The 15,337-nt window shown below is 47.5% G+C and carries 12 protein-coding genes; 4 read left to right on the forward strand and 8 right to left on the reverse strand.

Features of this window, described 5'->3' with window-relative positions; translation table 11 throughout:
• Positions 1-17 precede the first annotated feature (17 nt).
• Both cydB and ACF8CV_RS02385 read right to left on the reverse strand, forming a co-directional pair.
• Complete coding sequence (cydB, locus tag ACF8CV_RS02380; protein ID WP_138937127.1) at positions 18-1,025, reverse strand: cytochrome d ubiquinol oxidase subunit II; 1,008 nt, start codon at positions 1,023-1,025, stop codon at positions 18-20.
• A 28-nt stretch (positions 1,026-1,053) separates the two neighbouring features.
• Positions 1,054-2,418 carry a cytochrome ubiquinol oxidase subunit I gene (locus ACF8CV_RS02385; protein WP_208871052.1) on the reverse strand — a complete coding sequence of 455 codons (1,365 nt, stop codon included), beginning with the start codon at positions 2,416-2,418 and terminating at the stop codon, positions 1,054-1,056.
• Between the two features lie 136 nt (positions 2,419-2,554).
• Here ACF8CV_RS02385 and ACF8CV_RS02390 point away from each other — a divergent pair, with 136 nt between their 5' ends.
• Positions 2,555-3,988: a PLP-dependent aminotransferase family protein gene (locus ACF8CV_RS02390; protein WP_180793729.1), complete on the forward strand. Its 1,434-nt coding sequence runs from the start codon at positions 2,555-2,557 to the stop codon at positions 3,986-3,988.
• Positions 3,989-3,997: 9 nt separating this feature from the next.
• Here ACF8CV_RS02390 and ACF8CV_RS02395 read toward each other — a convergent pair whose 3' ends face one another.
• Positions 3,998-4,546 carry a sugar O-acetyltransferase gene (locus ACF8CV_RS02395; RefSeq protein WP_021821808.1) on the reverse strand — a complete coding sequence of 183 codons (549 nt, stop codon included), beginning with the start codon at positions 4,544-4,546 and terminating at the stop codon, positions 3,998-4,000.
• A gap of 338 nt (positions 4,547-4,884) precedes the next feature.
• Between ACF8CV_RS02395 and ACF8CV_RS02400 the strand changes: the two genes are divergently transcribed.
• On the forward strand, positions 4,885-5,751 hold the full coding sequence (locus ACF8CV_RS02400; protein ID WP_005499186.1) for a mechanosensitive ion channel family protein: 867 nt from the start codon (positions 4,885-4,887) through the stop codon (positions 5,749-5,751).
• Between the two features lie 98 nt (positions 5,752-5,849).
• Here ACF8CV_RS02400 and ACF8CV_RS02405 read toward each other — a convergent pair whose 3' ends face one another.
• The gene (locus ACF8CV_RS02405; protein WP_024700735.1) at positions 5,850-6,176 is read right to left on the reverse strand and encodes a DUF1840 domain-containing protein; all 327 of its coding nucleotides are present in this window, start codon (positions 6,174-6,176) and stop codon (positions 5,850-5,852) included.
• Positions 6,177-6,308: 132 nt separating this feature from the next.
• On the opposite strand from ACF8CV_RS02405, the gene ACF8CV_RS02410 reads away from it, so the two are divergent.
• Both ACF8CV_RS02410 and ACF8CV_RS02415 read left to right on the forward strand, forming a co-directional pair.
• A complete protein-coding gene (locus tag ACF8CV_RS02410; RefSeq protein WP_169614779.1) occupies positions 6,309-7,145 on the forward strand; it encodes a phosphate/phosphite/phosphonate ABC transporter substrate-binding protein in 837 nt (278 codons plus the stop codon).
• 11 nt (positions 7,146-7,156) lie between these two features.
• Entirely contained in the window at positions 7,157-9,778 is a 2,622-nt protein-coding gene (locus ACF8CV_RS02415) for a response regulator (protein ID WP_140278959.1), read from the forward strand.
• A 94-nt stretch (positions 9,779-9,872) separates the two neighbouring features.
• Here the strand turns inward: ACF8CV_RS02415 and ACF8CV_RS02420 are convergent, their stop codons facing one another.
• From ACF8CV_RS02420 to ACF8CV_RS02435, 4 genes are all read right to left on the reverse strand, one after another.
• The gene (locus tag ACF8CV_RS02420; RefSeq protein ID WP_180793727.1) at positions 9,873-10,775 is read right to left on the reverse strand and encodes a hydroxymethylglutaryl-CoA lyase; all 903 of its coding nucleotides are present in this window, start codon (positions 10,773-10,775) and stop codon (positions 9,873-9,875) included.
• Positions 10,756-12,816, reverse strand: a complete 2,061-nt coding sequence (locus ACF8CV_RS02425; protein WP_392415958.1) for an acetyl/propionyl/methylcrotonyl-CoA carboxylase subunit alpha — start codon at positions 12,814-12,816, stop codon at positions 10,756-10,758. Before ACF8CV_RS02425 ends, ACF8CV_RS02420 begins: the two co-directional genes overlap by 20 nt.
• The gene (locus ACF8CV_RS02430; RefSeq protein WP_025556192.1) at positions 12,809-13,591 is read right to left on the reverse strand and encodes an enoyl-CoA hydratase-related protein; all 783 of its coding nucleotides are present in this window, start codon (positions 13,589-13,591) and stop codon (positions 12,809-12,811) included. Before ACF8CV_RS02430 ends, ACF8CV_RS02425 begins: the two co-directional genes overlap by 8 nt.
• A 106-nt stretch (positions 13,592-13,697) precedes the next feature.
• The gene (locus ACF8CV_RS02435; RefSeq protein ID WP_138937121.1) at positions 13,698-15,305 is read right to left on the reverse strand and encodes a carboxyl transferase domain-containing protein; all 1,608 of its coding nucleotides are present in this window, start codon (positions 15,303-15,305) and stop codon (positions 13,698-13,700) included.
• Between the last annotated feature and the right edge of the window lie 32 nt (positions 15,306-15,337).

Here is a 15,337-nt window from a genome sequence, read left to right on the forward strand (position 1 = left end):
CACTCCTTATCAATTTGTTAATGGTACGCTTCGCCTTCTTTCACTTTTCCAGAGAAGACGTAGTAACTCCAAAAGGTGTAAGCCAGAATGATCGGGATGATGATCACCGCTCCAACGAGCATAAAGCGCTGACTGCTTGCAGGAGCCGCTGCTTCCCATATCGATATGCTAGGAGGAATGATATTTGGCCAGATACTGATACCAAGCCCAGCGAACCCGAGAATCACGATCACCAATGCCATCACGAAAGGGCTGCGCTCTTTTCGCTTTTTAACGGAGTCGGCAATCTTCAAACAGACCAGCCCAGTAATGACAGGTACGGGCAGTAAGTAGAACAAATTGGGCAGAGAAAACCATCTTTCCGCAATGGCAGGGTAAGCAAGTGGAGTCCAAGCGCTCACAATGACTAATGCGGAGATCATTGCCAGTAGTGTTTTGTTAGTGAAGCGGTACATCGTGTTTTGCAGTGAACCTTCCGTTTTCATGATGAGCCATGTGCTACCGAGCAGCGCGTACGTTGCGACTAAACCCAAACCACAAAAGATGGAAAAAGGGGTGAGCCAGTCTAGTTGGCTACCTACGAAGACGCGGTTTTCCACCGCAAAACCCTGAATTACCGCGCCAACGACGATGCCTTGGAAAAACGTGGTTAAAATCGAGCCGACCATAAAAGAGCGGTCCCAGAACTTTAAGTGGTTTTCCAATGCTTTAAAGCGAAACTCAAACGCTACGCCACGAAAGATCAAAGCAATCAACATCAACGTTAAAGGGATGGTTAGCGCTTCAATAATCACCGCGTAAGCCATCGGAAAAGCGCCAAATAGAGATGCGCCTCCAAGCACAATCCAAGTTTCGTTGCCGTCCCAAACTGGCGCGACACTGTTGACCATGACGTCTTTTTGTTTTTCATCCTTGATGAAGGGCATCAGTATTCCAATACCCAAATCGAAGCCATCCATGATGATGTACATCAAAGTGGCAAAAACGATGATCGCGAACCAAATCACGGATAAATCAAAATGCATATTCTCTACCTTCACTTTGTGACAAATTCTAAATGCGACCTGAAACGGTCGTCATGTCGTGCTCATCGTGCTCGATTGTATCGGGGCCTTTCTTGATTTGGTGGATCATGTAGTAATACCCAAAACCAAACACCAAGCTGTACACAACAAGGAAACACAGCAGGCTGATGCTCATTTGTAGGTCTCCGTGTGCAGAAACCGCATCACGCGTTTTTTGTACGCCATACACGACCCAAGGTTGCCGACCAACCTCTGTCGTAAACCAGCCAGCGAGTATTGCGATAAGACCAGATGGCCCCATAAATAATGAAAACTTGAGGAACCAACGCGAGGTATAAAGCGTGTTCTTTTTTCGTAACCACATGCTGTAGAAGCTTTGAAAAATCATCAGAAGTCCTAGTCCGACCATGATTCGAAATGACCAAAAGACGATAGGTGAGTTCGGTCGTTCCTCTTTCGGGAAGTCTTTCAGCGCCGGAATTGGCTCAGTTAAACTGTGGCGTAGGATCAAACTTCCTAGAACAGGAATTTCTAAGGCATAGTCTGTGCGTTCTTGTTCCATGTTTGGCATGCCGAACAAAATCAATGGGGTTGGTTTGCCATCACTGTTATCCCAATGTCCTTCGATGGCGGCGATTTTGGCGGGTTGGTGTTCCAAGGTGTTTAACCCGTGCACATCGCCAATTACGGCTTGGAGTGGCGCAAGGAACACTAAGATCCCGAGCGACATCGAAAACATGGTTTTTACCGCAGTCGATTGATTGCCTCTCAATAAATGCCAAGCGGCTGACGCGCCTACAAAGAGTGCCGAACTGATGAAAGCCGCGACGCTCATGTGCGCCAAACGATAAGGAAATGAAGGATTGAAAACGATAGCAAACCAGTCGGTTGGCACCACACGTCCGTCGACAATTTCATAGCCTTGTGGCGTTTGCATCCAACTGTTGGAGGCGAGAATCCAGAACGTCGAAATGATCGTGCCTAACGCCACCATCGAGGTTGCAAAAAAGTGCAGCTTTTCGCCGACGCGACGCCAACCAAACAGCATCACGCCAAGAAATCCAGCTTCGAGAAAGAAAGCCGTTAACACTTCGTAAGTCAGTAATGGGCCAGTGATAGAACCAGCGAAGTCGGAGAAACCACTCCAGTTGGTGCCGAATTGATAGGCCATGACAAGACCAGATACAACACCCATTCCAAAGTTAACCGCAAAAATTTTCGACCAGAAGTGATAGAGCTTTTGGTAATCGGGATTACGTGTTTTTAGCCATAAGCCTTCCAGCACGGCGAGATAGGTGGCCAAACCTATGGTGATAGCGGGGAAAATAATATGAAAGGATACCGTAAAGGCGAACTGTATCCGTGCAAGCATAAATGCGTCGAGGCCAAACATTAAACTTCCTTTGATCTTTTAAGTTTTATGAGAGAGCTATTTTAAAAGGAGCGGAATGAGGGAAGTAGGTACAGACAGTGACTATAAACCTATAACAGATTAAATATTGAAGTGTTATTATTTTGAATTCAGCTTTATGGAGGGGGATTTGCGTTTGGCGAAGTATCAAGAGTTAGTGGAACAGCTTAAAAGGCAGATAAAATCGGGGATATGGCATCCGGGTGACAAGCTGCCTTCGCTGCGTCGCCAATCTGAACACTCGGGTTTGAGCTTGATGACGGTGTTGCACGCGTATCAAATTCTGGAATCTCAAGGCTGGGTGACGTCACAGCCGCGCTCTGGTTATCGAGTCGCTCCCAATATTAAGAGTTCAAATGAACCCCAAGCGCCAGCCGCGGTTTCGTGGACAGAGCAGGTAGACATCAATGAGTTTATCTTTGATGTGCTGCAGGCGAGTAAAAATCCATCCATGATCAATTTTGGCTTTGCCTATCCAGACCCAAGTTTGTACCCACGATATCACGTGAATCGGGCGATGAGCGCAGCCGCTCGCAATATGCCGATTTCCACCACCTTTGATAACTTACCGCCGGGAAACGAACAATTACGCACCATCATCGCGAAGCGTTATGCTGCGAAATGCATTGAAATTTCACCCGATGAAATTGTTATTACGGCAGGCGCGCTGGAGGCGTTAACGCTCAGTTTGCAAGCCTGCACAAGACCGGGAGATTGGGTGGTTGTGGAGTCGCCTGCATTCTATGGCGCATTGCAATCCTTAGAGCGGTTAGGTTTGAAAGCGCTCTCAGTAAGAACAGACCCAGTCACGGGCATTGACCTAGACTCATTGGAACGAGCGCTGCAAACACACGATGTGAAAGCATGTTGGCTGATGTCGAACTTCCAAAATCCTCTGGGTTTTACGCTCACCAACGAGAAAAAACAAAAGCTGATTGAGCTGACACAGCGATATAACGTGCCAGTGATTGAAGATGATGTGTACAGCGAACTGCATGCCGAGAATGACTCAGTTTACCCACTAAGAATGTTTGATGACATGGGCAATACCATGTTGTGCTCCTCGTTTTCAAAATCATTAATCGCAGGGCTACGTATTGGTTGGGTTGCGGCGGGAAAGCGGGCGCTAGAGGTACAAAAGTTACAGTTAATGAGTACATTAGCGACGAGTGCACCAGTGCAAATGACATTGGTGCATTATTTAACAAGTCGCAATTATGAATCGCATTTGAAGCAGTTACGGAAAAAGCTGTTTGAACGTAAAAGTAAGATGACGGATCTGCTTAATGAGCTGTTACCTGAAGCAGTCAAAGTGTTAAGCCAAAGCGGCGGGTACTTTATTTGGTTAGAGCTTCCCAAGCATATCGACGCCTTGCAGATATATCGAGAAGCGCTAAAAGATAATATCAGCATCGCACCGGGAAAGATGTTCAGCCTGACAGAACAATACGATCACTGTATTCGTCTTAACGCTTCTTTTGAGCTCAATGACAAATACGTCCATGCTCTCAATCTATTTGCCAACATTATTCGCGATCATTTGGCGAAATAGCGACTTTCTTCAGTTTTTTGGTTTAATGGATCGCGCCGGATTCCCAGCAACTCGATCGCCCGGCGCAACGTCTTTGGTTACGACAGAGCCAGCGCCGACGACGGCCTCATCGCCAATGGTCACGCCTGGCAGTATGATTGCGCCCCCACCAATCCAAACGTTATTGCCGATTTTTACCGGTTTGGCGATCTCATCTCCGGCTAAGCGTCTTTGTGTATCGAGTGAATGAGCTGCTGTGTAAATTTGCACTCTAGGCCCAATCATGACGTTCGCGCCAATCTCAACCTGCCCATTGTCCAGAATAATGGCGTCCCAGTTGATGTAGGTGTTTTCCCCGATGGACAAGTGACAACCGTAGGTAAGTTGAAGCGGTGGCTCTATACAGGCGCTGTTTTCTAATTGGACGCCCATTTCTGCCAATAGTTGTCTACGTATATCTGGGTTTGGCTCGTGGTTAAATTGGAAGACAAGCTGAGCGGTTTTGGCGCGCATTAGCTTTAGTTCTTCATCCAGACAATTATAGGTTTCTCCAGAGCGCATCCGAGTCAGTTCTGACATAACAATCATTCCATCAATGTTGTTTGCAATAAGGTGCATAATAATAAATGAAGGTGATTCGAAGTGAAAATTTGATGCTTAAAAATCAGAAAGTTATCACTGATTTGCCTTGCGTATTCAGTCGGTTGATTGGCTCGTTTAGTACACAAAGACGTACTCCTTAAATGGCTTAATCGTGTTGAAGCCAAAGCGGGAAACCACTCGAAGCGTTTTGCGTAGATTACAATATAGTTAATAAGAAGAACTTAATTGAGCCGTTTGCGCTATCGATTGACCTAAAAACTTAAGACTTATGCGCTCTGGCTTGCTGGCAACGATGAAACAAGAGTGAGCACTTTATGTTCGAACGGGTCATTTCATTTTTAGAAACAACACTGTTTACCTTTAACGAACAACCTATCACGTTGTGGGCGATATTGATGGTACCGACATGGGTGATTGTCGCTTTATGGTTGTCCAAAATTTTAATCAAAACCGTTACGTCAAGAATGTCCTCATCGGGGAAAGATCCAAACGTCATTCATTTGGTTAAACGGATATTATTTGTCATCGCTCTCGCCATTATTTTTATGACCACACTTTCGATGATCAATGTGCCAATTACCGCGTTCGCCTTTCTGTCTGGTGCCATCGCTATCGGCTTCGGTTTTGGTGCACAAAACATCATTAACAACTTCATAAGTGGCTGGATTTTGATTGGTGAAAAGCCAATCCGAATTGGGGACTTTTTAGAGGTTGAGGGCGCCAAAGGCATTGTCGAGCAAATAAATACACGTTCAACTCGAATCAGACGAACCGATGGCGTTCACATGCTCATTCCCAACAGTCAGTTGATTGAGAACGTGGTGATCAACTGGACGTTATGCGACAGATTAGTTCGTGGCTCGGTCATCGTCGGTGTCGCGTATGGGAGCGATGTCAAACAGGTTGCTGCCTTAATGGCGGAAGTGACTTCGCAGCAAGCGCAAGTTCTGAGTTCACCAGCTCCAGACGTGTTTTTTCAAGACTTTGGCGATAATGCTTTGATCTTCGAATCTTATTTTTGGATTAACTCAACGGTTGAAGGCGGGATTCGATCGGTCGCAAGTGCCATACGTTTTGAAATCTATGAAGCTTTCGAAAAGCACGGTATTGAAATCGCGTTTCCACAACGAGATGTGCACATTGATGGGGAAATCAAGTTGTCTAGGGAGAGAAACGGATAGGGCGATAAGCGGTGTAGGTGCCCTTATCTTGGCTTCGAGTAGTGATAGCGAGGCGGTCACAATATGGATTCACCTCGCTAGAAACCAGTTTGAAGGCGTTATTGGTTGTCCCACATGACTTCGCATTCTTCTTTGATTGCTGATTTTAGCAACTCAATCAGTGGAAACGCTCTGCGCCCTAAGCTTACCGCTGGCTCTGCTTGTTCTTCCTCTTCGTCTACATCTACATCAGTAGGGAGGTTTTCCTCAGCCGCATTTTTCGCAGATAGAGCAGAAGTTAACTTTGATAGCGCGTCAGGAACATCTTGAGCGGAAATTGAGCCCGGCACTGTGCCGCTGTGACCCATCATTTTGATCATCTCTAATGCAATGTCGCCAAACATCGTGACATTTGCATAACTACGACAACGAAATGTAATAAGCATGTACTGCTCCTATTTTTAGGTATTCGTTTGAGTATAAATCCTATCCGAGACATGAGGCAATTTAACGCGTTAATTCGCAATCTTTCAAATAGCTATCTATCTTTAACGGAAGACAAACACAAGGAGGTGATTTTGTTGAATTCTCAATTGCAGAAGCTGACTTGGCTGTTTAAAAGGCGAATTTTTACGTTGCTTATGACGTTATGCATATTGTCGCCTTCCATCTTCGCTCAACCCTCTCTTGTTTTTGGTGTGGTGCCACAACAATCGGCCACCAAATTAGTTCAACAATGGCAACCATTACTGCAACGTTGGGGCGAGCTTGCCGGAGTTGAAATCAAATTTGCTACTGCGCGTGATATTCCTACTTTTGAAGCCCGTTTATTGGCTGGAGAATATGACATCGCGTACATGAATCCTTATCACTTTACGCTGGTGAATCAAACTCCGGGTTATACGGCGTTAGCAAGAGCGAAGAACAAGCGTATTACAGGGATTATTGTGGCGAGAAAAGGGCAGTCAATTACTCTTGATGATCTGCAAGAAGAGACGATTGCTTTTCCGGCTCCGCGCGCGTTTGCGGCTTCCATCATCACGCAATCTGAACTAGAACAGAAAGGCATCAAATTTACGCCCAAATATGTGGGCTCGCACGATTCGGTCTATTTAGGTGTTCTGAAAGGCTTGTATATCGCTGGTGGTGGCGTGAAGCGTACCTTTGAGAGCTTGCCGAGTGAAACCAAAGAACAATTGAGCGTGATTTATACAACCGCAGGTTATACCCCTCATGCTATTGCAGTCTCGAATGAGGTAGATGAAGAGATGGCTTTGGCATTGCGAGCGGCGATCTCACAACTCAATGAGGATCCCAAAGCACAGGAGAGCTTCGCTTTACTCAATATTGATGGATTGCAATTGGCGCAAGACCAAGATTGGCAAGACGTCGTCCAATTGGGCATTTCGAGATAAGTAGGCGCTTTATGACGCTGCGTTCAAAAACGATAATCGGCATTGCACTCATCGAAGCACTCGCGCTCGGTGTACTTATCATCAGCGGCCTCAACTGGTTTAAAAGCTCGAACGAGACCAGTCTCGAAGTTGGTAGCCAGAATTTGGTGAGTGTGTTTGCTCAAGCTTCGAGAGACGCGGTAATCGCAACGGATCTGGCGTACTTAGACAGCTTTGCACGCTCTGTCGTAAGTGAACACAAGTTGGCTTACATCCGTATCGTCAATCAAGATGGCATCGAACTTACGCTTCAAGGTGATTACACAGGCGTTGACACCAATGTTCGTCCTTTCGATGCAAGCGACGGTGTTTATGACGTGGCGAAAGCAATCACTTTAGGCGATCAGACTTTTGGCGTGGTAGAAATGGGTGTTCACGTCGAGCATGTTCATCAAATGCTTTCGTTTGCGACTCATGCGAGTTTGGTGATTGCCTTTGTCGAAATGTCGCTGGTGGCGCTGTTTTCATTTGCGCTAGGCAGCTATTTAATGAAGCGTTTGGATCTTCTCCGCACTGGGGTAATCAAGGTTTCACGGCAAGGGCCGGGTTCGCAAATTTCTATTTCAGGCAATGATGAAGTCACGCGCGTTGGAGAAGCGTTTAACCAAATGTCGCGCTCTTTAGCGCAAGCGCAAAATAAACTTCAGCAAGAACATCAGACCCAGCAGCAGTTATCCGCCAAAATATCTCAGCTTGCCGAGGTGGCGGAACACGCTCGCGATACCATCATCATTACGCATCCTGACGGCACGATTGCTTGGGTAAACTCTGCGTTTGAGCAGTTAACCGAATATTCGTTAGAGGAAGTGGTTGGCAAATCACCGGGCGAACTGCTGCAAGGTGAAGACACCGACGCAAACACGGTCGCGCTGCTCTCGCAAAGTGTTCGCAGCCATTCTCCGGTTAGGGTTGAGATACTCAATTACACCAAGTCGCAGCGCCCATATTGGGTCGAGTTAGAGCTGTCTCCGGTGTTTGATGAAAATGGCGAGCTACTGCGTTTTATTGCGGTAGAACGTGACATCACCGATAGACGCGAGATGGAGAAGCGTTTGTCGTCTGCATTGGATAAATCGAAAAAAGCCACGCAAGCCAAGTCGGAATTTCTGGCAAACATGAGCCATGAGATTCGCACTCCAATGAACGCGATCATGGGGATCAGCGAGATATTGCTTGAGAACGAAAACCGCCGAGAGCCAAGGGAGTTATTGCTCCTGCTGCACAAATCTGCCAATAACCTTGTGACCATCATTAACGACATCCTCGATTACAGCAAAGTCGAAGCGGGCAAGTTGACGCTTGTTGAAGAGGAGTTTGATTTGCGCTCGTTAGTCGAGAGTTGCACGGCATTGTGTGCGTATCAAGCGGATAAAAAGAACCTTAAGTTATTGGTTGATATGCCATTAGCCATGAATACGGTCGTGGTCGGTGATAAAGGTCGGATTAATCAAATCTTACTTAACTTGATCGGCAATGCAGTGAAATTCACGGATGAAGGTCATGTGCTGCTGAAAGTAAGAGAAAGTGAGCTCGGTTTTGATTTTTCAGTGACCGATACAGGCATTGGAATTCCTGAAGACAGGCTAACTCATATTATGGATAAATTTGAGCAGGTCGATACCTCCGCGACAAGGCGACATGAAGGAACGGGCTTAGGGTTGGCAATCTCAAAACGTTTGATCAGCATGTACAACGGTGAGCTTTGTGTGCGTTCGGATTTTGGCAACGGATCGTGTTTTAGCTTTAGTTTGCAGTTGCCTAAACGAAGTCAGCCTCATTCTGAACCGGTAGAACTGAATGCAAATCGACTATTGTTGATTGATGATTATCAACCACGCGTGGAACATTTGATGCGCTTAGCTAAGGAGATTGGCATCGAGGTGACTCATTGCAACGATTGGGCTGCGGCGCAGTCTTTGGGCAGAGATTTGGATGATTTTGACCGCATCATCGCGAGCGTGAACAATGCTCAGGATAGAGATGCGCTCTATGAGCTTGATGCGACAGAATCAGCCGCCAAACGGGTACTGTTTCTCGCCCCTTGTGTGATGGAGGAAGGGCTGGCATGGTCGTGCGAACGGGATCGTTTACTGCCGCAACCTGTCACACAGCATAAACTGCAAACTCTGCTTTCTAGCAAAATACAAAAGCGTCGAGCGCTTTCCTCACAAGACAATCCAGATTTTTCTAATTTGCACCTTTTGGTTGCAGAAGACAGCCATATCAATCGAATATTGATTGAAAAAATGTTGCAAGACACCGGTGTGAAACTGACGTTGGCGGAAGATGGTGTCGAGGCCGTTGAACTCTACAAGCAGCTTTCCCCTGATTTGGTGATTACCGATATTTCTATGCCAAACAAAGATGGTTTTGGTGTGACAAAAGACATTCGTGAGTTACAGGAAAACGGTGAGTTTCCTTGGTGTCCAATCGTGGCGTTTTCTGCTCACGCGATGCAAGAAGAGCAGCAAAAAAGTATTGCACTAGGGATGAATGATTACCTGACGAAGCCAGTTCAGAAAAGCGATTTACTCGATATGATTGCGAAGTGGGGACGGCATACTCAAATGGCTGAAAAGCACGCCTCTGGTTAGTGCTTTTGTGAATCGTATTTGGCCCTAATAAAACGGGCATGTTGTTACGCATGCCCGTTTGTATTTATTGGTTGCTTATCGCGGATAGAGTCTTTTACAAGCTGTGCGGATCACCCAGAGCGAGTGCTACTTTGGAAGACGGACGTTTACCTAACGCACGGCAAATTTGCCAACCCGCTTCATTGATAATGTTGAGATCAATCCCCGTTTCAATGCCAAGCTGCTCACACAGATAAAGCACATCTTCCGTTGCAACATTGCCACTGGCTCCTTTCGCGTAAGGACAGCCGCCCAAGCCTGCAACAGCACTATCAATGGTGTTGATGCCCATTAACAAGGCTTGGTAAATATTGGCTAGTGCTTGCCCGTAAGTGTCATGAAAATGAACCGCGAGCACGTCTTTTGGCAGTTGCGTTAATAGCGAATCCAGCATGGCGATAACGCGATTGGGCGTCGCCTTGCCGACCGTATCGCCCAGAGAAATCTCATAGCATCCCATATCAAACAACGTATTGGCGACCGCAGTGGTTTGCTCTGGCTTGATTTCTCCCTCATATGGACACACCATGGTGCAAGACAAGTACCCGCGCACAGGTATGTTATGGTGCTTTGCGAGTTCGATAACCGGCTCAAAGCGAGAGAGGCTTTCGGCAATACTGCAGTTGATGTTTTTCTGGCTGAACGCTTCTGAAGCGGAGCCAAATACCGCAATTTGCTTTACACCGCTTTCCAGCGCACGTTCTAACCCTGCGAGATTTGGTGTGAGCGCGCTATAAACCACGTTTGGCTTTTGCGTGATACCAGCAAACACCTGATCGGAATCGGCCATTTGAGGTACCCATTTCGGCGAGACGAAAGAGCCCGCTTCAATGTGCTTTAAGCCACTAGTGCTTAGCTGATTGACCAAACGGATTTTATCAATCAGCGTCACTGCCGTTTCATTCTGCAAGCCATCACGCGCGCCGACTTCGACGATATTAACCTTCGCTGGTAGCATATTCGTGCTCCTTATCTTCACAGACATTATCGGCTGCAGAAATTAAATGCAGCAGGATGGAACCGTGCTGTACTTGGTCTCCATGTTGATAAAACACTTCATCAACGGTCGCTGCTACTGGAGCGGTAATGGTATATTCCATCTTCATCGCTTCGAGTACTAACAGCGGATCGCCAGCCGCTACTTTGTCTCCTTTATTCACCATGACCGCCGAGATCACGCCGTTCAGTGGTGCGGTTGGACTAAGTTCGTCGTCTTTGCCTTTTGGTGATTCAAAACTTGGTTGATGAGCGAACGTACGTTGCTGACCAAGATAAAACACGGTTGTCTTTTGCTCGTCGCTAAGCACATTAAAGGTGTAACGCTCATTATTGATATCGACGATAAACGGGTTGTCACTTTCAAGCAGAGTGACCTGATGCAACTCCTCACCACATCGGACAGTGAAGTGGTTTAGGTGCAGAGCCCCTGTATCTTGCGATGGTTGTTGCAAGCGTACTTGATGGTTGGCATTGGCATCCGTGAAGTTAAATCGATAAACGTTGTCAACTGATAGCCTAAAACCTTGCGTGGTTGGAGAGGGTAACGTTGAGCTGCCTGATTTTGAAGTGAGATCATTCCAGCGAGCAACCGCCGCCAACGTTAGCCAGATAGAATCCGACACGTTTTGCTGCTCACTTATGCCTTGCTGGTGTGTGACAAGGAAACCAGTATCGAGCTCAATGTTGGCAAAGGCTTGCTGCGAAACAATGCTATGCAGATAACCAATGTTTGTCGTTACTCCACGCACGTGATATTGAGTTAACGCCTGCTTAAGCTGCTTGAGCGCGATATCACGTGTTTGCCCCCAGACGATCAGTTTGCTGATCATCGGATCGTAGTATTCGCTAATGGTATCGCCTTGGGTAACACCGCTATCAACACGCACACAAGCTAGTCGAACATTGCTGTCTGAGATGGGTTCTTGTAAATAATCAATGCGTCCAGTCGACGGCATAAAGTCGTTGTCGGCATCTTCGGCGTAAATTCGCAGCTCGATTGAGTGACCGTTATGAGTGATTTCAGATTGCGAGATCGGTAAATGCTCGCCAGCCGCAACTTTGAATTGCCATTCAACCAAATCAACGCCGGTGATCAATTCAGTGACAGGGTGTTCAACTTGCAGACGGGTATTCATCTCCATGAAGTAGAATTGACCGCGGCTATCGAGCAAGAATTCAACCGTACCAGCGCCAACATAATCGATCGCTTGAGCGGCCTGAACTGCGGCTTCACCCATTTGTTTACGCTGTTCATCACTAAGACCGGGTGCAGGTGCTTCTTCGACCACCTTTTGGTGACGACGTTGAATAGAGCAATCGCGATCAGACAGATAAACACAGTTGCCATGTTGGTCTGCAAAGACCTGAACTTCAACGTGGCGAGGCTGCAATATGCATTTTTCGACAAGAAGCTGCTTATCGCCAAAGCTTGAAAGTGCTTCACGCTGCGCACCGTCGATGGCCAGCGGCATTTCGGCTTCGCTGTTGACCACTCGCATGCCTTTACCGCCGCCCCCTTGGGTTGCTTTAAGCATCACTGGGTAACCGATTTTTTCCGCTTCCGCTAATAAGTGCTCAACGCTGTTGTCTGTGCCGTGATAGCCCGGAACCAAAGGCACGTTTGCCTCTGACATAATGGCTTTGGCTTGCGACTTCGAGCCCATCGCTTCAATTGCGCTGGTGGAAGGGCCAATAAAAACGATGCCATTTTCACTACACGCTTTGGCTAATTTCGGGTTCTCGGAAAGAAAACCATACCCAGGGTGGATAGCATCGGCTTGCCATTTTTTCGCTGCGCCGATAATCGCATCGATATCGAGATACGACTCACTCGCCGGAGCAGGGCCGATAAATTCGGCGAAATCCGCTTGTTTAACATGTAAGCTGCTGCGATCCGCTTCGGAATAGACGGCAACCGTCTCGATAGCCATGCTTTTTGCGGTTTTAATGATTCGGCAGGCAATTTCACCGCGGTTTGCGATCAGTATTCTTTTAAACATGATTCCTCCAATGAGCGGCGCGCTTTTCAAAAAATGCACTCAGTCCTTCTTGTCCTTCACTGGACACGCGGGCGGTTGCAATGGCTTGGCTGGTGTATTCAATTAATGAGTGATCGATAGGGTGGTTGTCACAACGTAAGCAGAGTGCTTTTGCCGCCTGCATGGCTTGTGGACCGTTGTTAAGCAGGTGGTCAATGGTGCGATTGACGGCTTCACGTGGTTGAGAGTCGATCTGATGAAGAATATTCATCGATAGCGCGGTTTCGGCATCAATCAGTTCGGCGGTTAAAAAGTAACGTCGGCTTTGTCGTTGTCCAATCGCTCGGATTACGTAGGGGCCGATAGTGGCGGGCAATAAGCCGAGCTTCACTTCACTCAAACAGAAGCGGCTTTCAGGTGTACCGATAGCGATATCGCAGCAGCAGATAAGCCCGAGTGCACCACCAAATGCCGCGCCATGCACCATGGCAATGGTTGGTTTGCTAAAGGTATCCAGTTTATGCAGGAGCATCGCCAATTGCTGTGCATCTTGAAGGTTTTCACTCTCGGTTTTGGTGGCCATTGACTGCATCCAGCCAAGATCAGCACCCGCAGAAAAGTGTTTCCCTTGCGCGGTGAGCACCAATGCACGTAAAGAATCGTCTCGCTCAAGTTGTTCCAAAGTTTCGATAAGTGAAGCAATTAATTCATCATCAAACGCGTTGTGTTTTTCTGGTCGATTGAGGCTCAACCAGGCAACGCCATTGCTGTCTTTTTCAAGCAGTAGTCCGGTCATGTGACTTCCTTTGTCTGACATTTCAGTCTGATATTCCAATGCTCGCTAACCGTTACTTGTATAAAGATCGGTATTCGCGAGGAGTTAAGGTTTGCCTTGCATCCGACTACATACGGAAGATGCCAAATTTGCTGTCTGGTATCGGCGCATTAAGCGCAGCAGACAGAGCAATGCCGACAACATCACGGGTTTTCGCAGGGTCAATAATGCCGTCGTCCCACAGGCGTGCACTGGCGTAGTACGCATGGCTTTGAGTCTGGTACTGCTCCGCGATAGGACGCTTAAACGCTTCTTCTTCTTCTGTGCTCCAGCTTTCGCCTTTGCGCGTTTTAATATCACGGGTCACTTGTGCCATCACGCCAGCCGCTTGCTCTCCACCCATTACGGAGATGCGCGCGTTTGGCCACATCCACATCATGGTTGGATCATAAGCTCGGCCACACATGCCGTAGTTCCCTGCGCCATACGAGCCACCAATAACCACGGTAAACTTCGGCACGTCTGCACACGCAACAGCAGTTACCATTTTCGCACCATGTTTGGCGATGCCTTCGGCTTCGTACTTCTGACCGACCATAAAGCCCGTGATGTTCTGCAAGAAGAGCAGAGGAATTTTGCGTTGTGCGCACAGCTCAATAAAATGCGCGCCTTTTTGTGCTGATTCCGAAAATAGAATGCCGTTGTTAGCGACAATGCCAATCGGCATACCGTGAATATGGGCAAAGCCACAGACCAAGGTTTCGCCGAACAAGGCTTTAAATTCATCGAACTGGGAATCATCAACAATTCGGGCAATCACTTCTTTTACATCAAACGGCTTTTTAAGATCGGTTCCGACGATGCCGTACAGCTCTTGGGCAGGAAAACGTGGTTCCTGTGGTGCTTTTTGCTTGAGTTGAACGGGTTTCAAGTGGTTGATTTGTGAAACCGCTTGTCTTGCCAACTCTAACGCGTGGTGGTCGTTTTCTGCGTAATAGTCCGCCACACCAGAGGTACGGCAGTGAACGTCTGCGCCACCAAGATCTTCCGCGCTGACTTCTTCACCTGTCGCTGCTTTTACAAGAGGTGGACCTGCCAAAAAAATCGTGCCTTGTTCTTTGACTATGATGGATACGTCGCACATCGCAGGAACATAAGCGCCGCCAGCGGTACATAGCCCCATGACCACCGCAATTTGTGGAATGCCTTTGGCCGACATACGGGCTTGGTTGTAGAAAATACGGCCAAAATGGTCTTTATCTGGGAAGACCTCATCTTGGCGGGGGAGGTTAGCGCCGCCAGAGTCGACTAAGTAAACACATGGGAGTTGGCATTTTTCTGAAATTTCTTGTGCTCTTAAGTGCTTTTTCACGGTGAGTGGGTAGTAACTGCCGCCTTTTACCGTTACGTCGTTGGCGACGATCATGCACTCAGTGCCGTCAATCACACCAACACCCGCTACTACGCCCGCGCATGGAACGTAATCTGGATACACATCCCAGCCAGCAAACTGACCGATTTCTAAAAAAGATGAACCGGGGTCGAGTAGGGCAAGAATGCGCTCACGAACCGGAAGTTTGCCTTTCTTCTGCTGATGCTCGCGGGCTTTCTCACCGCCGCCATCTTCGATTTGTGCAGTCACGGTATAGAGTTGATCTACAAGCGACGCCATAGAGCGGTAGTTTTCCTGATACTGCTCTGAATGGGTATTAATTTTGGTCGTCAAACAAGCCATAAATAGCCGATCTCCATTCGGTAGACGGGTGA

It is taken from the genome of Vibrio sp. zbq_1, assembly GCF_043102935.1.
GTDB lineage: Bacteria > Pseudomonadota > Gammaproteobacteria > Enterobacterales > Vibrionaceae > Vibrio > Vibrio parahaemolyticus.